Source organism: Staphylococcus sp. 11262D007BW (assembly GCF_053547815.1).
In genome coordinates, this window is the sequence record NZ_JBPWPJ010000001.1 from 932,965 (window position 1) to 952,223 (window position 19,259).

The following is a 19,259-nucleotide window of genomic DNA, read 5'->3' on the forward strand; positions in this document are numbered from 1 at the left end:
CTCCTTTTTTATATATGAATCGACTGATTATGGTGTTTTAATCCGATTTCCATCATTAATTCTGACGTAGAAGGATGCGCATGAGTAGTCGTACCTAATTCCATCGCTGAACCATCCATAAAATGTAACACGCTTAGCTCATTGATCATTTCTGTTGCATGAGGCCCTATTAATGTACCACCGATAAACGTATCTGTGTCTCGATCGAAAAGTAGTTTTGCAAACATCGTTTCATCTGAGTGAGATTCAATGAGTGCTTTACCATTAGCTTTGAATGTGGATGTAATTTGCTTATAATTAATGTTTTGCGATTTAGCTTCTGTTTCACTTAGACCGATTGATGCAATTTCAGGGTATGTGTAAATACATCTAGGCATCTGTTTATAGTCAATTGGTAAAGGGTCTTGGTTAAACATGTGTTCTACTGCAATGATGCCTTCTTTAGCGCCTACGTGGGCAAGTTGAAGTCCACCAACAACATCCCCTGCAGCATAAATATGTGTTTCAGCAGTACACATATATGAGTCTATTTCAATGAAGTTTCTAGACGATAATTGTACTTTAGTATTGTTTAAGCCAATATTATCTACATTTGGTGTTCTACCAATGGCAAGTAGCGCACAGTTAAATGTATGTGTCTCATTATCTAATTTGATTGTAATGTCATCATTACTAGTGATCGTATTTTTCTCATTAAGTTGAACATTTGTGTATATGTTAATCCCTTTTTGAGAAAGTGCTTTTTCTATTTTTTCACTTACTTTAGCATCCTCTTGTATTAAAAGACGCTTTGAGGCTTCAAATATTGAAACATTTACGCCGAATTCATTTAAATAAGTTGCAAATTCGACACCAATGACCCCACCACCTATGATGGCGATAGAATCTGGTAGTGTTTCCATTGCTAATAGATCTGTACTATCTAAAATACGGGAATGATTAAATGATAAAAATGGTAATGAAGCGGGTTTTGAACCAGTGGTAATTAATACATAGTCATTGGTTAAGAGCACTGATTCGTCATTTTCAAGTTCGACTGATACCGTACCGTTTTGCGGTGAAAAGATAGAACTTCCCATTAAACGGCCGACACCATGATAAACATCAATTTTAGAATGTTGAATTAACGTAGATAAACCTTTAAACATTGTATCAACAATGTTATTTTTTCGTGCAATAACATCTTTTAAATTAATCTGAACATTATCAACAGAAAATCCGAATTCACCAGCATTTTTAATTGTGTGATACACTTCAGCTGATTTTAAGAAAGACTTAGTGGGAATACAACCTCGATGTAGACAAGTACCACCGATCTTATGTGCTTCTACAATAGCGACCGTTTTCCCTAACTGGCGGGCACGAATGGCTGCTGAATAACCGGCAATACCGCCACCTAACACGACTAAATCGTACTTCTTTTGTGTCATACTACTTATCTCCTTCAGTTAAATCATGTAATGTCTATTTTACGACGATAATTCAATATATTATGTAAGCAATAAGTTAAACTCCACGTTCAATTTAACGTCTTTTAAATCATAACGTGGAGTTTAACTCATTATGAATTAGATGCCGTCCCCTTATTATCTAGAATATTAATACTTTAGGTTTCAGCATCAAAATAAAGAAATGTTTGATTTTATAAAGCTTGATTTTGTTGAATCATTTCTTTAGCATTTTCTTTTGTTAAATCTGTCATCTGTGCTCCAGAAATCATTCTCGCTACTTCTTCAATACGTGCCTCATCGTGAAGTTCAGTCACTTGAGTAACAGTCCGATCATTAAACTCTTCTTTAGATATATATAAGTGATGATCGCTCATTGAAGCGACTTGAGGAAGATGTGAGATACAAATAACTTGAATGACTTGAGCAATCTGTTTCATTTTTTCTGCCATTTTTTGAGCAGCTTGACCTGATACACCCGAGTCTACTTCATCAAATAAAATCGCAGTTTGCCCTCTCGATTTAACAAATATACTTTTAAGTGCTAACATGATACGAGACAATTCCCCACCACTAGCAATTTTGTTAAGACTTTTTAAAGGTTCACCTTTGTTCGGACTGATTAAAAATTCTACTTGTTCTAAACCATCTTTTTGAGGTGTATCATAGGGTTTGAAAGAAATTTCTAAATTTGCATCTTTCATTTGCAAGTTTTGAATTTCTGAAACAATATGTTCTCGTAATGAGTGAGCAACCTTTCTTCTTTTTTGTGATAATTGACTGCCTGCCTCTTTTACTTTTGAAGTAAGCGACTCTATATCTTGCCTTAATTGTGAGGTGCTCTCTTCATAATTTTCGATTTTATTAATTTCTTCTGCAATTTTACCTTGATAAACAATAAGTTCAGAAATATCTTTTCCATATTTACGTTTTAAGTTATTTAATAAATTCATTCTTGTTTCAAGTTCATTTAAATACTGTTCATCAAAGTCATTTTGATTCATTTCTTCATAAATTTGATGTTTAGCATCTTCAAGCGTGTAATAAAACTGGTCGACTTCTTCTTTTAAATTACTATATTTATCAGGCAGAATATCATCAATAGCTTGTAATTGAGTGCTTAGTTCATATAATCGATCAGGAATAGCATGTTCGTCGGTTAAAGTCACATAAGCTGCATTTAATGCTACACTCAAACTTTCAGAATTCTGAATGCGTTTAATTTCTAATTGAAGTGCTTCAACTTCATCTTCTTTAAGTTGTGCCTCTTTTAATTCATCAAATTGAAATTTAAGTAAATCCAACCTTTGTAATAATGCTTGATCAGCTGATTCTAATGCTTTCAATTCAGCTAATTTTTCTTGTAATAAATCAAAAGTTTGTCGATATTGCTCTAATTCAGTTTGATATGCACCATCTGAATATTTATCCAATAATTTTATGTGATATTTTTGCTTTAATAATGACTGAGTTTCATGTTGACCATGAATATCTAAAAGCTCCTGCATGACACGTCTTAAATCTTGCAACGTTAAAGTTTGGTTGTTAATTCTACATATACTTTTACCAGAATTAAATATTTCGCGTTTAACAATTAAAAAGTCCTCATTAATATCTATACCTAGTTGCAATAATATGTCTATAGCTTCTTTAGCATGATCAATATCAAAAATACCTTCTATTATAGCTTTTTTAGCGCCATGACGCACAAAATCAGAAGACGCACGCATCCCTATTAACTGACCAATAGCATCTATGATTATAGATTTACCTGCGCCGGTTTCTCCACTTAACACCGTTAATCCATCAGAAAATTGAATATCTAAAGATTCGATGATGGCAAATTGTTTGATCGATAAACTTTGTAACATATACATCGCACCTTTACAACATATTGAAAATTCGTGCTTTAATCGTACTTGCTGTCTCCTCATTTGTACAGATAATTAAACAAGTATCATCACCACAAATGGTACCTAATACTTCTTCCCAATCGATTTGGTCTAAAATTGCCCCAATAGATTGTGCGTTACCAGGTAACGTTTTTAAAACGAGTAAATTATTAGTCCCGTCGATTTTAACGAAGGAGTCCATTAAATAGCGCCCTAATTTTTCAAGAGGATGATAACGTCGATCATTAGGAAGGCTATAAATATACTGACCACTTGATGCGGGTACTTTAATTAATTGTAGTTCTTTAATATCTCTTGAAACAGTAGCTTGGGTCACATTCATATCATAGTCATTTAGTCGACGCACTAAGTCGTCTTGTGTTTCAATTTGTTCATTAGATATAATTTCTCTGATTTTTATATGTCTAACAGATTTTTTAGGCATAATGAACACCCCATAACGAATTTTTATACAATAATTTTACCATAGATAAGCGCGTTAACCTAATAAGGTTACTAATAGAAATGATAATTTTTATCATTAAAAAAGTAGGTTTAGACTGTATTTAGCTACATCTATGTCATCTTATAAAGATACATATTCTAAATACTCGTCCAAACCCACATTGAGATAACATTTACAAAAGAGGTTACTGTTGTAAAAATGATTGAACAGTTTTTTTAATTTGTTCAGCTGATAGACCTAAATCGTCTAAAATAGCATTAACATCACCGTGTTCAATGTATTGATTATCAATACCTAAGCGTTTAACACGATTTGAGTAACCGTTGTCTGTAATATAATTTGCAATTTGACTACCTAGGCCACCATTTAACATACCTTCTTCTACAGTCAGTATTGGTGTATTCTCTTGACCAAGGCGTGCAAGCAGTGCCTCATCCATCGGTTTGATATATCGGGCATTAATGATTGTAGCCTCTATCCCTTCTGGTTTTAGAAGTTCAGCCACTTCTTTAATTGTCTCAACAGTTGGTCCAAAACTAATCATAGTGATATCTTTACCTTCAGTGATGACTTCCCATTTTCCTAGTGGTAAAACTTGACGTTCTTCTCTTTCTTCAACGCCTAAACCATTTCCTCTTGGGTAACGAATTGCAATTGGACCTTCGTGTGCAGTCATTGCTGTATAGATGAAATCTTTTGCTTCATTTTCATCTTTAGGCATAACTACTGTCATATTTGGAAATTGCGTTAAAAATCCAACGTCATATATACCTTGATGCGTTTCTCCATCAGCACCAACTAAACCTGAACGATCTACACCAAAAATAACATTTAAATTTTGACGATCGACATCATGTAAAAGTTGATCATAAGCACGTTGTAAAAATGTAGAATAAATGGCTACATATGGTTTCATACCTTGAGTAGCAAGACCTGCTGCCATCGTGACTGCATGTTGTTCAGCTATTCCTACATCAAAAAACTGCTCAGGTAATTCAGCTTGGAACTTCGTTAATTTAGATCCAACTGGCATAGCTGGCGTTATTGCTACAACTCTTTTATCTTGTTTGGCATAAGAGAGGACTTCATCACTCATTAATTGACTCCAAGATGGGCCTTTTGCCTGACCTTTAATTTGTTCACCTGTTTCGAGTTTATATGGCCCTAAACCATGCCAAGTCCCAATTTTGTCATTTTCTGCAGGGTGGTATCCTTTTCCTTTTTTAGTAACCACGTGAATGAGTACTGGTTTATTGATTGAATCTGCGGCAGTTAAAGCATTTTCAAGTTCTTCAAAATTATGACCGTCAACTGGTCCGATGTAGCGTATGCCTAATTCTTCAAAAAAGGCACCATCTACAACTAAGTATTTTAAGCTATCTTTAATACGATCCGCTGATTCACGTAAACGGTGACCACCTGGTAATTTATTTAATACACTTTCAGCATCATCTTTAAGGCGATTGTAGCCTTGGTTCATTCTAATTCTACCCAACATATTATGCATTGCACCAACATTTGGAGCAATACTCATTTCATTGTCGTTTAGAATAATAGTCATATTTGTGCGATCATGACCAATATTATTTAATGCTTCAAGTGCCATACCACCCGTTAGTGCACCATCTCCTATCACTGGAACTACGTGATAATTGTCATTTAGAATATCACGTGCCTTAGCCATTCCCATTGCTGCAGACAAGGAAGTAGAGCTATGGCCTGCTTCCCAAACATCGTGTTCAGATTCTTTATGTTTTGGGAAACCACATAATCCTTTGTATTGTCTTAAAGTATCGAAGTGTGTACTACGACCAGTCAAAATCTTATGAATATAGCTTTGATGACCTACATCCCAAATAATCTTATCGGTTGGACTGTTAAAATGTTTGTGTAAGGCGATAGTCAACTCTACTACACCTAAGTTTGCACCAATATGTCCACCTGTAATAGCACACGTTTCAATTAAAAACTTTCTGACGTCTTCACTTAATTGTTCAAGTTCAGAAGTGGAAAGTTTTTTTAAGAATGAAGGATTTTGTATTTTTGTTATATCCATCTTTATCACCCTTAATTTGTGTATCGTTCTGATTATAACACTTTATATAGAAACTAAATAAGCATTTCAATTTTGTCGTTGATAGAAAAGTTTAAGTAACGTTTGTAAGTCTTCTGTATCATAGGCATCTGATAATTGATTCAGAATGTTTTTGGCTTTTTGCACATGATTATTGAGCTCTTCTTCAGTTTTCTTTATGCCTAATAAACTTACATACGTACTTTTATGGTTAGTAACATCACTACCAACGGGTTTTCCCATTACATTTGCATCGCCATACACATCTAACAGATCATCTTTGATTTGAAAAATAACACCTAAATGTTCTGCAAATTGTATAAGTGCATGAGAAATGGATTGCTGCGGTTTAGCAATAATCGTTGCTGCTTCAATAGCAAAACGTATTAATGCACCTGTTTTATAGGTATGTATTTTTTCTAAAGTAGGCAAGTCGATAGATTGATTTTCACTTTGCATATCTAATGTTTGCCCGCCTACCATACCTATATTACCACTGGCTTGACTCAATGATTGGATCAATTCAACTTTTGTAGACGGAGATAAATCATCATCATTGGCAATCGTTTCAAAAGCTTTAGTTAATAATGCATCTCCTGCTAAAATAGCTAGCCATTCACCGTAAACTTTGTGATTAGTTGGCTTACCTCTTCTTAAATCATCATTATCCATTGCAGGTAAATCATCATGAATTAAAGAATAAGTATGAATCATTTCAAGGGCTAGGGCAGTATTGATACCATTTTCATAGTCGGCTTTATGTTGTAACATCTTAAGCGTCGATAATAGAAGTAACGGACGTATTCTTTTCCCACCTGCACTAAGGGAATAATACATACTGTCTTCTAATTGAGTGTTTAATGGTGAAGGTTCAACGGCATGTTTTAAAGATTGATTAAAAGTCTCTAATATTTTATTCAGACTCTGATTCATCGCTTTCATCTGCCTCTTTTTGGATTATTTCGTTAACTTTCTTTTCTGCCTCTTTTAAAGTCGATTCGCAAGATTTTGATAACGTAATACCTTGTTGATATAATTTGAGTGCTTCATCTAAAGAAATTTGTTCGTTATCTAGCTGTTGAACGATTTGTTCTAGTTCTTTCATCATTTCTTCAAATGATTTCGTTTCAGTCATCACTACGCCCCCTAATATTTTTTATCGTTGCCTCAACAATTCCGTCCTTCATAGAGATATCAATTTCATCACCAACATTTAAATCTTTACTACTTGTGGTTACATGTTTATCTTTATGAATAATAGAATATCCTCTAAGCATTGTTTGAGATGGACTCAAATGGTTGAGAGATGTTATATAATGATGCAATGTTTGTTTGGCATTTTTCATAAATAATTGCATTAATCCATGTAACGACTCGCGTTTTTGTACTAACTCACGTTGTTGATGTTGAATTTGTTCTAAAAAATGTTTATAACCAATTTGTTGTTTAATTAAAGTGAGTTGTTGTTGATTTTTTTCAATTTTATTTTGCATTAATTGGTGTAAAGATCGTTCTAACTCATCACGTCTTTGTACTTGTTGTTCATATAATATTGTAGGTTGTTTAAATTTATAATGATTTTGAAGGTGTGAAAGTTGTTGACGCACATATTGTAATTTTTGAGTAATATGTCTCGTTAAATATCTGTTAGTTTGATGTAACGTTGACAATATATCTTGTTGATCAGGCGTTGCTAACATAGCGGCTTGCGTAGGTGTTGCTGCACGTACATCTGCTACATAATCACTAAGTGTGGTATCCGTTTCATGACCTACTGCTGATATAACAGGTGTTTGGCAATGATAGATTGCTTTCACCACATCTTCTTCATTAAAATTCCACAAATCTTCAATAGATCCCCCACCACGGCCAAGGATGATTAAATCAACGTCTAATGAGTCAGCATACTTTAACTTTTCGATGATATCTTCTTTCGCATTTTTCCCTTGTACTAATGTACTTATTTTATGTTGTTTAGCTAATGGAAAACGGCTATTAAGTGTATTATGAATATCACGTATCGCTGCACCTGTTTGCGCTGTTAATATAGCAATATGCATTGGATATTTAGGTAAAGTTTTTTTGTGACTTTCGTCAAAATAGCCTTCTTTTGAAAGTTGTAATTTTAGTTTTTCAAATTTTTGATATAAATTACCAATACCATCGAGTTCCATACGATTGACGTAAATTTGATAATTTCCACGCGGTTCATAGACGGATACACGTGCTTCAATTAAAACTTGATCTCCTTCTTTAGGTACAAAATCAAGTTTTGATGCTTGGCCTTTAAACATCATTGCATTAATGACACTATTTTGGTCTTTAATCGCAAAATAAAGATGACCACTGCTATGTTTTTTAAAATTTGAGATTTCCCCTTTAAGTAAAACAGATTGCAAATGAGGATCTTTATCAAATTTATATTTAATGTATTTAGTTAAGGCTGAGACAGTTAAATATTTTTCCATAACATCACTCAATCTTTTTTAATGTGGCTTAGAATACCATTTACAAAACGATAATGATTGTCATCACTATATTGTTTTGTGAGTTCGACTGCTTCATTGATAACGACTTTACTTGGAGTATCACTATTAAGTATCTCAAAAGTTGCCATACGTAAAATAATCCGATCTGATTTTAATAGACGAGGAACCGTCCACCCTTTTAAATGTTGACTAATCTCTTTATCTAATACTTGTTCATGATCTTTAACTCCATTTACAAGCCAATAAATAAAATCAAAATCAAGATCTGGATAATCATCCTTTATAAATCCAATTGCTTCTTCAATTGATAGATCTGAATTTTCCATTTCTAATTGGAATAAGGTTTGAAATGCTTGACTTCTTGAAACTTTTCTACTCATAAATCTACTCCATTCTTTGATTGCTAATGTTAAGATGCTCCCATTTCAATATGTGAAATGTGTACATTAATTTGTTTTGGTGTAATGGCAGTCATTGTTTTAATAGCGTTAAATATAGATTCTTGGATATTTTGTGCAGTTTCTGATATTTTAACGCCATATTTAAGTGAACAATAAACATTAATAATAATTTCATTATTAACTGTTTCAACTTTGATTCCTTTACTTAAATTTTTACGACCTAAGCGTTCTAATGTGGAATTTTTCAAATCAGAAAACAAGCCATAAACACCCTTAACTTCTGATGTGGCAATGCTCGCAATGATAGAAATAACTTCTGGTACAATTTCAACAGTACCTAAATTTGATTTATAATTTTCAATTGATTTAACCATCATTAAGCACCTCCATTTTATTCTTCTTCATTATTCATAATATCATGTTTTTCTAAAAACTTTGTGCTAAAAAGTCCTTTTTGGAATACTGGATGATGCAATAAATTAATATGGAACGGAATTGTTGTATAAATACCTAATACAACGAACTCACTTAAGGCACGTAAGCCTACTTGTATCGCTTCATCACGCGTAGGTTGATGAACAATCAATTTAGCAACCATAGAATCGTAATAAGGTGGAATTGAATAATTTGTATAGCAAGCTGAATCAATACGCACACCAAAGCCGCCTGGTGTTAAATATTGTGTTATTTTACCAGGTGATGGCATAAAGTTTTGGTTTGGATTTTCAGCATTAATACGAAATTCGATCGCATGTCCATTTACTGTGATATCTTCCTGTGTATATGGAAGAGGTTCACCCATTGCAACTTTAAGTTGTAATTTAACTAAGTCTACCCCAGTTACCATTTCTGTCACAGGATGTTCAACTTGAATACGTGTATTCATTTCCATGAAGTAGTATTGATTGTCATTTAAATCGTAAATAAATTCAATTGTGCCTGCATTATAGTAACCGACAGCTTTTGCTGCTCTAATGGCAGCGTCACCCATTTCTTGACGTAGTGAACTTGTCATAATTGGCGATGGTGATTCTTCAACCAATTTTTGCATGCGTCGTTGAATTGTACAGTCACGTTCACCAAGATGAATCACATTACCTTGTTCATCACCCATAACTTGAATTTCGATGTGTCTAAAGTTTTCGATAAACTTTTCTAAATATAGGCCGCCATTACCAAACGCTGTTTCAGCTTCTTGTTGCGTCATTTTATAGCCGTTAATTAATTCTTTTTCATTTCTAGCAATACGAATACCTTTTCCGCCACCGCCAGCAGTCGCTTTTATAATGACTGGGTACCCGATTGAATTTGCAGTTTCAATTGCATCATCGATTGAGCTAACTAAACCGTCGCTACCAGGTACAACTGGTACGTTCGCGCGAATCATCTCTTCTTTCGCAACATCTTTAATACCCATTTTTTGAATCGATTTATAACTAGGACCAATAAATTTAATCTGTACGGCTTCACATAATTCAGCAAAATCTCCATTTTCTGCTAAGAATCCGTAGCCAGGGTGAATACCATCACAACCCGTGGATGTAGCAATAGATAAAATATTAGGTATATTTAAATATGAATCTTTAGAGAGTTTAGGACCTACACAGTATGCTTCATCGGCCAATTGAGTATGTAAGGCATCTTTATCACCTTCTGAATAAATAGCAACTGTTTGTAATCCTAATTCATGGCATGCACGTATAATACGTACTGCAATTTCTCCTCTATTGGCTATTAGAACTTTTTTCATTTTATTTCACCTTAAATAGAGCTTGGCCATACTCAACCATTTGTCCATCTTCTACTAGGACTTCTACAATTTCACCTGAGACTTCAGCTTGAATTTCATTGAACAACTTCATCGCCTCGAGGATACATACAGTTGTGTCAGGAGAAACGCTATCTCCCTCTTTAACAAAGGCACTTTCTTCTGGTGAAGGAGATTTATAAAATGTCCCTACCATTGGTGCAGTAATAGTCTGCAAGTCTTGATCTTCTGATGATTGTTCAGTGTTTTGAGTTGTTGCATCAGAAGGTGCCTCGATGTTAGGAGTTGGAGCTGAAGAATGTGGTGCCAAAGGGATTTGTGATGTTACAACTTCTTTTTCTTTTTTTAAATTGATAATCGAATCTTTATTTTCAATATTTATTTCAGTTAAGTTAGAGTTATCAAGTATGTCGATTAACTCCTTAATTTCATTAAACTTCATAATTGTTTCTCCCTTGTAGTTGTATTATTCTATCTTACTATTTTACTTTACGAAATAAGTCAATTCAAGCAATACTTCATTTAGAATTAGAGTTCGCTCTGATTTATTTTATAATTTTTTTAAGTGAGAAAAAAGCATTTAATAAATGATTCCAAAGAAAAACAGTCGAGTTGGTATTCACTCGACTGTTTATTTTACAATTAAGCTCTTGATACGTAACTACCATCTGCCGTATTGATCACTAGTGTATTTCCTTCGTTAACGAATAGAGGTACATTAAGTGTATAACCTGTTTCAACTGTAGCTGATTTTGTAGCACCTGTAGCCGTATCACCTTTTATACCTGGTTCAGTTTCAGTGACTGCAAGTTCAACTGTTTTTGGTAATTCAACACCGATGATTTCGCCTTCATACATTTGAATTTGTACATCCATGTTTGCTTTTAAAAATTGTAATTCATGTTCAATATAAGAAGTTTCAAGTTCAATTTGTTCGAATGTTTCATTATCCATGAAAATGTGATTATCACCGTCTGCATATAAATATTGCATACGTCGATTTTCAATCATTGCTTGTTCAACTTTTTCACCAGCACGGAAGGTTTTTTCTTGAATTGCACCAGTTCTTAAGTTACGTAATTTAGAACGTACGAAAGCAGAACCTTTACCTGGTTTTACATGTTGGAATTCAATTACTTTCCAAATACCGTTATCTACTGAAATTGTTAAACCTGTTTTAAAATCGTTAACAGAAATCATTAAGCTTCCTCCTCAAGTATCACTCTACTTCTAAAATAATAAGGTCTTTTGAAGAATTAGTAAAGCGCTGACAACCATTTTTTGTAATTAAGACGTCATCTTCAATTCTAACGCCCCCAACGCCCTCTACATAAATACCTGGTTCTAGTGTAACACATTGGTTTAATTCTAGGGATTGTTGCGATCTAGGTGATAACATAGGTTGTTCATGAACATCTAAACCGATACCATGACCTAAAGAATGACCGAAATAACGTCCATATCCTGCTTCTTCAATGATTTGACGTGCTACCTGATCAATTTCTTTACCTGACATGCCTGGTTTAATCGTATCAAGTGCTGTTTGTTGCGCATTTAATACGATGTTATAAATTTCTATCATTTTATCGCTAGGTTGACCTACAGCAAACGTACGCGTAATATCAGACGCATATCCTTTGTAATAAGCACCAAAATCGAGCGTTACCATATCTCCTTTCTCGATGACTTTATCTGAAGCAACGCCATGTGGTAAAGCACCTCTTGCACCTGAAGCTACAATAGTATCAAATGATGTATCTTCAGCACCTAAATGCAACATTTTACTTTCCAAATAGGCCTTAACTTCTTTTTCTGTCATACCTGGCTTAACAACTGTTAAAATATAGTCATACGCCTCATCAACAATATCTGCCGCTTTTTGAATTAAGCGAATTTCTTCATCATCTTTATTTTGGCGAATCTTTTCAATCTCATCACCAATTGAAATTAAATCATGACGTCCTCTATTTAATTTTAAAAATGAGTCATATGAGACTAAATGACCCTCAAAACCAATGTTTTGTAAATGATGATCTTTAATAAGTTGAACCAAATCATCATAAATCGAACGTTCTTGTTTAATAATATTAAATAGCGGCGCTTGTTCATTAGCCTGATCAATGTATCTAAAATCAGTTAATAACATCGATTCATCTGTTGTAATCAATAATGCGCCACTTGTGCCAGTAAAGCCTGAAAGATAACGTCGATTATAGTCACTTAATACAATGATTGCATCAAGATGTTTGTTAGTCATCACATCTCGAATTGCTTTAATTCGATTTTCCATAAAAAAACCTCCCATATGTTTGTACTTATTTATATGATACATTAAAATATAATCATATATCATTAAAACCATTTGAGATTCAGGAGATTTTTATGAAAAAATTAATAGCAATATGTTTGAGTGGTTCATTTTTACTGGCTAGTTGCGGTAGTCAGAATTTGTTACCCCTAGAAGAAAAAAGCACAGATTTAAGTGATAAGAATCATGAAATACGATTAGAAAACCAAGAATTAAAAAATGATATTAATCAAAAACAACAACAACTTGATTCATTAAATATTGATAAAAAAGATACCAAACAAGCACAAACGAACCAGAAAAAAGCATCTTATTGGGATGCTTCTTCTAAATATTACCAAAATCTTGATGATATCATTCAAGGCTACCTTGATATCGATTCAGATATTGTTAAAAATAAGAAAAAGGATGATATTATTGAACAATTGGATCAATTAATCGATCAACATGATACGGCAAAAGAATCATATGAAGAAGATATCGATGAAGCAGTAGTTAAAAAGTCTTCAGATATTAAAAGTCAGCATAATGATATCAAGAAAACACAAGAGACCGTTTCAAAAGCTTTTGATAAAATAAAACAAGGTTATGAAAAGAAAGACAAAGAAACCATTAAAGAAGGTCGAAATGCACTTACAAATATTGACATTAAGACCGATAACGAGGATGAGCAAGATCAATAAAAAGGAGCTTTCAGAATGTCTAGCTTACAAAAAATTTTATTTGGTGTCGTAATAATAGTGGCTCTTATCGGATTGGTTTTTAATTTAGATGTACTTTTATTTAGTATTACAAAAACCATTATTACATTAATTGTCATTATAGCCATTATTTATGCTATTTATTTCTTCTTTTTCTTAACACCAGATCAAAGAAAATATAAAAAAGCTGTATGGAAAAATAAATTTAAACGACGCCGTTAATCATATATAAAGAAAAAGGCCATCCAGTCATTGGATGGTCTTTTCAAAATTAAAAACAATTATTTACGATATAAATATTCCTCAGAACGATACTTCTCTTCAAGTTCTTTCACTTCTTCAAGTTGACTTTCTGTTAATTCTAATGGTTTAAATTCAATGTCCAATCCTTTTTTAAACCCTTCTTTAAAGGCATCTTCCATTTCTTGTAATGATACATTTCGTTCCGTTAGATCATTAATTGCAACAGCTTTATCGACAAAAGCTTCTTTCATTTTGGCTTTTAATCGATCATTTTTAAAGATAAACATATCAAAAAGGTCATCAATATCTACAGATTGAAGAATAGAACCGTGTTGTAAAATAACACCTTTTTGACGTGTTTGAGCGCTTCCTGCAATCTTTTTACCTTCTACGACTAATTCGTACCAACTTGGCGCGTCGAAACAAACTGAACTTCTTGGTTGTTTCAGTTTTTCACGTTCTTCTTTTGAACGAGGAATTGAAAATTTAGCATCAAAACCTAATAATTTAAACCCTTCTAAAAGCCCGTTCGAAATAATACGATACGCTTCAGTAACCGTTTTTGGCATTTCAGGGTGAGATTCAGGTACAATGACGCTATATGTTAATTCCTTATCATGTAATACACCTCTACCTCCAGTTTGTCTACGTACGAGGCCATACCCTTTCTTTTCAACTTGTTCGATATCGATTTCTTTAGTTAAGCGTTGGAAATACCCTATCGATAACGTTGGCGGATCCCATGTGTAAAAGCGAACAACAGGGTCAATTTCCCCTCTTGAGACAAAATTAAGTAGTGCTTCATCTAATGCCATATTATAATATGGATTGCCGCGACCTGTATGTATAAAATGCCATGTTTCAGTCATATCTAAGTCCCCCAGACAAAATAACAAATTTAATGATTATCAATTAATGTGTGCATCGATAGCATAAAAATTTTGATAAATAATCATTTCGGCTTTATAATAATAATATCGGGAAATTAGGGAGGATGCAAGATGAGTACTTCATTAATCATTGCTTTAATTATTCTAGTTGCCATCATTATTTGGATGGTTATCCAATTCATCTTAAATAAAAAATCTGTTAATGAATTAAATCAACAACAATTTCAAGAAGGTATACGTAAAGCGCAAGTTATTGATTTAAGAGAAAAAGCGGATTATGATTATGGTCATATTAATGGCGCACGAAATATTCCAATGACTATGTTTCGTCAACGTTACCATGGATTAAGAAAGGACCAACCTATCTATCTTGTTGATGCAAATGGTATCGTTAGTTATAGAGCAGCTAGATTATTAAAGAAAAAAGGCTATACTAATTTATATATGCTTAAAGGCGGATATAAAAAATGGACAGGTAAAATTAAATCAAAAAAATAGCTTTTACAATGTAGACTTACATGAGTTGGGACACACTAATAATTAACACATGTCCCATCTTAGTTAAGTCTTTTTTTATAGAGTAAACCCGAACTCTTAAAAAGAGTTCGGGTTTGTTTAGTTTATTTTTCAGATTTTAATTCTTCAAATTTTAATATTGGTTTACGTGCTGCTGTTGTTTCATCTAAGCGGTCAATAATTGTTGTATGTGGTGCTTCCAATACTTTATCTGGATCTTCTTCCGCCTCTTTAGCGATTTGTAATAATGAATCAACGAAATGATCTAACGTTTCTTTAGATTCAGTTTCAGTTGGCTCAATCATCATACCTTCATCCACGATTAATGGGAAGTAAACAGTTGGTGGATGTACATCGAAATCAAGAAGACGTTTAGCCATATCTAAAGTACGTACACCTAGTTTTTTCTGTTTAGAACCACTTAATACAAACTCATGTTTACAGAATTGATCAAATGGAATTTCAAATTTTTCTTTTAAGCGCGCTTTAATGTAGTTAGCATTTAATACAGCTGCTTCTGAAACTTCCTTAAGGCCTTTGTAACCCATTGTTCTAATATAAGTGTATGCACGTAAGTAAATACCAAAGTTACCATAGAATGGTTTTACGCGGCCGATAGAATGCTTAATATCGTTATCATATTTAAAGCGATCGCCTTCTTTAACTACAAGTGGTTTTGGTAGATAATCGCGTAATTCTTTCTTAACACCGATTGGACCAGAACCTGGACCACCACCACCGTGAGGGCCTGTAAACGTTTTATGCAAGTTTAAATGAACAGCGTCAAATCCCATATCACCAGGGCGTACTTTGTCCATAATAGCGTTTAAGTTAGCGCCATCATAATATAGTAAGCCTCCAGCTTCATGAACGATATCTCTAATTTCCATGATATTTGTTTCAAAGATACCTAAAGTATTTGGGTTTGTTAACATGATTGCGGCTGTTTTATCGCCTACTAATTCTTTTAAGTGATCAATATCTACTTCGCCTTTTTCATTTGATTTAACTGTAACTGCTTTAAATCCAGCAAAGGCAGCAGATGCTGGGTTCGTACCGTGAGCTGAGTCGGGCACAATAACCTCATCACGTTGAGTATCACCATTATTTAGATGATATTCTTTGAAAATCATAAGTGCCGTCCATTCACCGTGAGCACCGGCTGCAGGTTGTAATGAAATTTCATCCATACCAGTAATTTCTTTTAATTCTTCTTGTAAGCTATGAACAATCTCTAAAGAACCTTGAACTTGATCTTCATCTTGTAATGGATGAGATTCTGCAAAGCCACCAATTCTAGCAACTTTTTCGTTGATTTTAGGATTGTATTTCATTGTACATGAACCTAATGGATAAAAACCAGTATCTACACCGAAGTTTTTATTAGACAACTCTGTGTAGTGTCTAATAAGATCTAACTCTGCAACTTCTGGGAATTCTGCTTTGTTTTTACGAATAAATTTTTTGTCTAATAATTTTTCAGCAGCATTGTTGTTAATTTCTTTAGGTGGTAAAGAGTATGCAAATCGACCTGCTTTTGAACGTTCAAAGATTAATGGACTTGATTTACTAACCATTAAGCTCACCTGCTTTCTTAACAAATGTATCGATCTCATCTTTAGTTCGTAATTCTGTAACAGCTACAAGCATATGTTGATCGAATGATTCATCAACAACACTTAAATCGAATCCACCAATGATATCTTCATCGAGTAATTGCTTGTTAATTTCTTCAACTGGTTTATTGAATTTTACAACAAATTCGTTGTATGATACATCATCATAAACTTCAAAACCTGCTGATTTAAATTGTTCCTTAGCATAATTAGCATTTTCGAAGTTTTGTTCTGCGATATCTTGTAAACCTTGCTTACCTAACGCTGCCATTGCGATAGATGATGCAAGCGCATTTAATGCTTGGTTTGAACAAATATTTGAAGTTGCTGTTTCACGACGGATATGTTGTTCACGTGCTTGTAATGTTAAAACAAAGCCGCGATTACCATCATCATCTTGAGTTTGACCTACTAAACGACCTGGTACTTTTCTCATTAATTTTTTAGTTGTTGCGAAATAACCACAATGAGGTCCGCCAAATTGTGAAGGAATACCAAATACTTGAGTGTCTCCTACGACAATGTCAGCACCAAATTCACCAGGTGGTGTAAGTAATCCTAAAGATAGTGGATTAGCATATACGATAAATAATGCTTTTTTATCCTCAATAAATGATTGAATTTCTTCTAAGTCCTCAATAGAACCAAAGAAGTTTGGATATTGAACTGCTACAGCTGCAGTATCATCATCTACAGCTTCTTTTAATTTATCTAAATCTGTAATAGTACCATCTAAATCGACTTCTACTACTTCGTATTGATCACGGATTTTAGAATAAGTGTGAAGTACTTGAAGTGCTTGATAATGAACACCTTTAGATACTACGATTTTTTTCTTTTTCGTTTTGCCCCATGCTAATAAACATGCTTCAGCAAAACTTGTCATACCATCGTACATTGAAGAGTTAGCGACATCCATACCTGTTAGTTCACAAATCATAGTTTGGAATTCAAAGATAGCTTGTAATTCACCTTGTGAAATCTCAGGTTGATATGGTGTGTAAGCTGTATAAAATTCTGATCTTGAAATTAACGAATCTACTACAGCTGGTGCATAATGATCATAAACGCCTGCACCTAAAAAGCTTGTATGTGTCTCTTTAGTAATATTTTTGCTTGCAACTTTGCTTAAACGCTTTAATAATTGCGTTTCTGGTTCTGCATCAGCAATGTTTAAATCTCTATCTAATAAAATGTTTTTAGGCACATCTCCGTATAAATCACCAATTGATTCAACTCCGATTGTGCTTAACATTTCCTTTTCATCTTGGTCGGTTAATGGAATATAACGATGACTCAATGTCTACACCCCTTTATTTTTCAATTTGATTTTTCTTAACAATTTGTGCTTTAACTTGACGTTTTCTTACTTGGATAAGAACCTCTTTACCCATTTCAAACGTATCACGTTTAATAATACCTAAACCAATTGAATTACCAGTTGATGGTGATTGTGTACCAGAAGTCACTTCTCCGATTTCATTACCATCTAAATCTAAAATAGTATAACCAGTTCTTGGAATACCTTTTTCAATCATACGTAAACCAACTGTACGTCTAGGTGAACCATTTTCTTTTTGTTCTTTTAAGACTTCTTTACCAATGAAATCTTCATCTATTAATGGTTTAGCAGCAAAAGCAATTCCACCGTCATATGGTGTAATGTCTTCTGTTAAATCTTGACCATGAAGTGGTAAACCAGCTTCAAGTCGTAAAGTATCGCGTGCACCAAGACCACAAAGTGTTACGCCTTCATCAACTAATGCATCCCATAAGTCAACAACATCTTCGGTTTTACAATAAATTTCAAATCCATCTTCACCTGTATAACCAGATTGAGATAAAATAACATCTTTGCCAAACACTTTAGCATTTTTCACAAATTGGAACATTGATAATTCGCTTACATCAATGTCAGTGTTAGCTTGAATAATGTCACGTGCTTTCGGACCTTGAACTGCAAGTTGACCATATTCATCTGAAATGTTTTTAACTGTGGCATTGAAAGATTTATTGTTTTGTTTAATCCATTCAAAATCTTTTTCAGTATTAGCTGCATTGACAACAAGTAAGTATTCGTCATCTTTTAACTTATAAACTACTAAGTCATCAATTACGCCACCTTTTTCATTACATAAAGCTGTATAAAGCGCTTTATCATCTGTTAATAAATTTGCATCATTTGAGAGTACATATTGTACTAAATCTTTAGCCTCTTCACCTTGAATAAGGATTTCACCCATGTGACTAACATCAAATAAACCGACATTAGTACGCACGGCATTGTGTTCCTCTTTAATACTAGAAAATTGAACTGGCATTGCCCAGCCACCAAATTCAACTATTTTAGATCCAGCATCAACAAAGCGTTGATATAATGGTGTTTTCTTTAAATCTTGAACCATAATATACCCTCCTAGTTAAAAATAGAAAAACAGGGTGTACTG

At 33.6% G+C, this 19,259-nt stretch carries 20 protein-coding genes; 3 read left to right on the top strand and 17 right to left on the bottom strand.

Annotated elements, in window-relative coordinates; genetic code table 11:
- Positions 1-8 precede the first annotated feature (8 nt).
- The 13 genes from lpdA to ACEE93_RS04575 all read right to left on the bottom strand — a co-directional run bounded on the left by lpdA (position 9) and on the right by ACEE93_RS04575 (position 12,828).
- On the bottom strand, positions 9-1,430 hold the full coding sequence (gene lpdA / locus ACEE93_RS04515; RefSeq protein WP_449156416.1) for a dihydrolipoyl dehydrogenase: 1,422 nt from the start codon (positions 1,428-1,430) through the stop codon (positions 9-11).
- Between the two features lie 212 nt (positions 1,431-1,642).
- The gene (gene recN, locus ACEE93_RS04520; protein ID WP_449155538.1) at positions 1,643-3,319 is read right to left on the bottom strand and encodes a DNA repair protein RecN; all 1,677 of its coding nucleotides are present in this window, start codon (positions 3,317-3,319) and stop codon (positions 1,643-1,645) included.
- Positions 3,320-3,332: 13 nt separating this feature from the next.
- Positions 3,333-3,785, bottom strand: coding sequence for a transcriptional regulator AhrC/ArgR (gene ahrC / locus ACEE93_RS04525; RefSeq protein WP_449155539.1), 453 nt, complete (start codon positions 3,783-3,785; stop codon positions 3,333-3,335).
- A 205-nt stretch (positions 3,786-3,990) separates the two neighbouring features.
- Positions 3,991-5,862 (bottom strand): 1-deoxy-D-xylulose-5-phosphate synthase, encoded by a 1,872-nt coding sequence (gene dxs / locus ACEE93_RS04530; RefSeq protein ID WP_449155540.1) that lies wholly within the window; start codon positions 5,860-5,862, stop codon positions 3,991-3,993.
- 66 nt (positions 5,863-5,928) lie between these two features.
- A complete protein-coding gene (locus ACEE93_RS04535) occupies positions 5,929-6,813 on the bottom strand; it encodes a polyprenyl synthetase family protein (RefSeq protein WP_449155541.1) in 885 nt (294 codons plus the stop codon).
- Entirely contained in the window at positions 6,794-7,018 is a 225-nt protein-coding gene (locus ACEE93_RS04540; protein ID WP_449155542.1) for an exodeoxyribonuclease VII small subunit, read from the bottom strand. The genes ACEE93_RS04535 and ACEE93_RS04540 overlap by 20 nt, the downstream gene beginning before the upstream one ends.
- On the bottom strand, positions 7,008-8,348 hold the full coding sequence (xseA, locus tag ACEE93_RS04545) for an exodeoxyribonuclease VII large subunit (RefSeq protein WP_449155543.1): 1,341 nt from the start codon (positions 8,346-8,348) through the stop codon (positions 7,008-7,010). The genes ACEE93_RS04540 and xseA overlap by 11 nt, the downstream gene beginning before the upstream one ends.
- Positions 8,349-8,356: 8 nt before the next feature.
- Positions 8,357-8,749: a transcription antitermination factor NusB gene (nusB, locus tag ACEE93_RS04550; RefSeq protein WP_449155544.1), complete on the bottom strand. Its 393-nt coding sequence runs from the start codon at positions 8,747-8,749 to the stop codon at positions 8,357-8,359.
- A gap of 29 nt (positions 8,750-8,778) precedes the next feature.
- A complete protein-coding gene (locus ACEE93_RS04555; protein ID WP_449155545.1) occupies positions 8,779-9,144 on the bottom strand; it encodes an Asp23/Gls24 family envelope stress response protein in 366 nt (121 codons plus the stop codon).
- A 17-nt stretch (positions 9,145-9,161) separates the two neighbouring features.
- Positions 9,162-10,520, bottom strand: a complete 1,359-nt coding sequence (accC, locus tag ACEE93_RS04560) for an acetyl-CoA carboxylase biotin carboxylase subunit (protein ID WP_449155546.1) — start codon at positions 10,518-10,520, stop codon at positions 9,162-9,164.
- Position 10,521: 1 nt separating this feature from the next.
- Positions 10,522-10,980 (bottom strand): acetyl-CoA carboxylase biotin carboxyl carrier protein, encoded by a 459-nt coding sequence (gene accB / locus ACEE93_RS04565; protein WP_449155547.1) that lies wholly within the window; start codon positions 10,978-10,980, stop codon positions 10,522-10,524.
- 200 nt (positions 10,981-11,180) lie between these two features.
- Positions 11,181-11,738: an elongation factor P gene (gene efp, locus ACEE93_RS04570; RefSeq protein WP_449156417.1), complete on the bottom strand. Its 558-nt coding sequence runs from the start codon at positions 11,736-11,738 to the stop codon at positions 11,181-11,183.
- A 19-nt stretch (positions 11,739-11,757) separates the two neighbouring features.
- Positions 11,758-12,828 carry a M24 family metallopeptidase gene (locus ACEE93_RS04575; RefSeq protein ID WP_449155549.1) on the bottom strand — a complete coding sequence of 357 codons (1,071 nt, stop codon included), beginning with the start codon at positions 12,826-12,828 and terminating at the stop codon, positions 11,758-11,760.
- A 92-nt stretch (positions 12,829-12,920) separates the two neighbouring features.
- On the opposite strand from ACEE93_RS04575, the gene ACEE93_RS04580 reads away from it, so the two are divergent.
- Together ACEE93_RS04580 and ACEE93_RS04585 are read left to right on the top strand one after the other, a co-directional pair.
- On the top strand, positions 12,921-13,529 hold the full coding sequence (locus ACEE93_RS04580) for a hypothetical protein (RefSeq protein ID WP_449155550.1): 609 nt from the start codon (positions 12,921-12,923) through the stop codon (positions 13,527-13,529).
- Between the two features lie 15 nt (positions 13,530-13,544).
- The gene (locus tag ACEE93_RS04585) at positions 13,545-13,769 is read left to right on the top strand and encodes an SA1362 family protein (protein WP_449155551.1); all 225 of its coding nucleotides are present in this window, start codon (positions 13,545-13,547) and stop codon (positions 13,767-13,769) included.
- Between the two features lie 59 nt (positions 13,770-13,828).
- Here ACEE93_RS04585 and ACEE93_RS04590 read toward each other — a convergent pair whose 3' ends face one another.
- A complete protein-coding gene (locus ACEE93_RS04590; RefSeq protein WP_449155552.1) occupies positions 13,829-14,659 on the bottom strand; it encodes a lipoate--protein ligase family protein in 831 nt (276 codons plus the stop codon).
- Positions 14,660-14,791: 132 nt separating this feature from the next.
- Here ACEE93_RS04590 and ACEE93_RS04595 point away from each other — a divergent pair, with 132 nt between their 5' ends.
- Entirely contained in the window at positions 14,792-15,178 is a 387-nt protein-coding gene (locus ACEE93_RS04595) for a rhodanese-like domain-containing protein (RefSeq protein WP_449155553.1), read from the top strand.
- Positions 15,179-15,300: 122 nt separating this feature from the next.
- Here ACEE93_RS04595 and gcvPB read toward each other — a convergent pair whose 3' ends face one another.
- Genes gcvPB through gcvT form a run of 3 tightly spaced genes read right to left on the bottom strand, consistent with a single transcriptional unit; the run spans position 15,301 to position 19,217 of the window.
- Positions 15,301-16,773: an aminomethyl-transferring glycine dehydrogenase subunit GcvPB gene (gene gcvPB / locus ACEE93_RS04600; protein WP_449155554.1), complete on the bottom strand. Its 1,473-nt coding sequence runs from the start codon at positions 16,771-16,773 to the stop codon at positions 15,301-15,303.
- The gene (gene gcvPA / locus ACEE93_RS04605) at positions 16,766-18,112 is read right to left on the bottom strand and encodes an aminomethyl-transferring glycine dehydrogenase subunit GcvPA (protein ID WP_449155555.1); all 1,347 of its coding nucleotides are present in this window, start codon (positions 18,110-18,112) and stop codon (positions 16,766-16,768) included. The genes gcvPB and gcvPA overlap by 8 nt, the downstream gene beginning before the upstream one ends.
- Positions 18,113-18,125: 13 nt before the next feature.
- On the bottom strand, positions 18,126-19,217 hold the full coding sequence (gcvT, locus tag ACEE93_RS04610; RefSeq protein ID WP_449156418.1) for a glycine cleavage system aminomethyltransferase GcvT: 1,092 nt from the start codon (positions 19,215-19,217) through the stop codon (positions 18,126-18,128).
- Positions 19,218-19,259: the final 42 nt, after the last annotated feature.

What these genes read in the sequence shown, in the direction of transcription:
- lpdA (WP_449156416.1), bottom strand. Translation starts at nt 1,430, where the DNA reads ATGACACAAAAGAAGTACGATTTAGTCGTGTTAGGTGGCGGTATTGCC.
- recN (WP_449155538.1), bottom strand. Translation starts at nt 3,319, where the DNA reads ATGTTACAAAGTTTATCGATCAAACAATTTGCCATCATCGAATCTTTA.
- ahrC (WP_449155539.1), bottom strand. Translation starts at nt 3,785, where the DNA reads ATGCCTAAAAAATCTGTTAGACATATAAAAATCAGAGAAATTATATCT.
- dxs (WP_449155540.1), bottom strand. Translation starts at nt 5,862, where the DNA reads ATGGATATAACAAAAATACAAAATCCTTCATTCTTAAAAAAACTTTCC.
- ACEE93_RS04535 (WP_449155541.1), bottom strand. Translation starts at nt 6,813, where the DNA reads ATGAATCAGAGTCTGAATAAAATATTAGAGACTTTTAATCAATCTTTA.
- xseA (WP_449155543.1), bottom strand. Translation starts at nt 8,348, where the DNA reads ATGGAAAAATATTTAACTGTCTCAGCCTTAACTAAATACATTAAATAT.
- nusB (WP_449155544.1), bottom strand. Translation starts at nt 8,749, where the DNA reads ATGAGTAGAAAAGTTTCAAGAAGTCAAGCATTTCAAACCTTATTCCAA.
- ACEE93_RS04555 (WP_449155545.1), bottom strand. Translation starts at nt 9,144, where the DNA reads ATGGTTAAATCAATTGAAAATTATAAATCAAATTTAGGTACTGTTGAA.
- accC (WP_449155546.1), bottom strand. Translation starts at nt 10,520, where the DNA reads ATGAAAAAAGTTCTAATAGCCAATAGAGGAGAAATTGCAGTACGTATT.
- accB (WP_449155547.1), bottom strand. Translation starts at nt 10,980, where the DNA reads ATGAAGTTTAATGAAATTAAGGAGTTAATCGACATACTTGATAACTCT.
- efp (WP_449156417.1), bottom strand. Translation starts at nt 11,738, where the DNA reads ATGATTTCTGTTAACGATTTTAAAACAGGTTTAACAATTTCAGTAGAT.
- ACEE93_RS04575 (WP_449155549.1), bottom strand. Translation starts at nt 12,828, where the DNA reads ATGGAAAATCGAATTAAAGCAATTCGAGATGTGATGACTAACAAACAT.
- ACEE93_RS04580 (WP_449155550.1), top strand. Translation starts at nt 12,921, where the DNA reads ATGAAAAAATTAATAGCAATATGTTTGAGTGGTTCATTTTTACTGGCT.
- ACEE93_RS04585 (WP_449155551.1), top strand. Translation starts at nt 13,545, where the DNA reads ATGTCTAGCTTACAAAAAATTTTATTTGGTGTCGTAATAATAGTGGCT.
- ACEE93_RS04590 (WP_449155552.1), bottom strand. Translation starts at nt 14,659, where the DNA reads ATGACTGAAACATGGCATTTTATACATACAGGTCGCGGCAATCCATAT.
- ACEE93_RS04595 (WP_449155553.1), top strand. Translation starts at nt 14,792, where the DNA reads ATGAGTACTTCATTAATCATTGCTTTAATTATTCTAGTTGCCATCATT.
- gcvPB (WP_449155554.1), bottom strand. Translation starts at nt 16,773, where the DNA reads ATGGTTAGTAAATCAAGTCCATTAATCTTTGAACGTTCAAAAGCAGGT.
- gcvT (WP_449156418.1), bottom strand. Translation starts at nt 19,217, where the DNA reads ATGGTTCAAGATTTAAAGAAAACACCATTATATCAACGCTTTGTTGAT.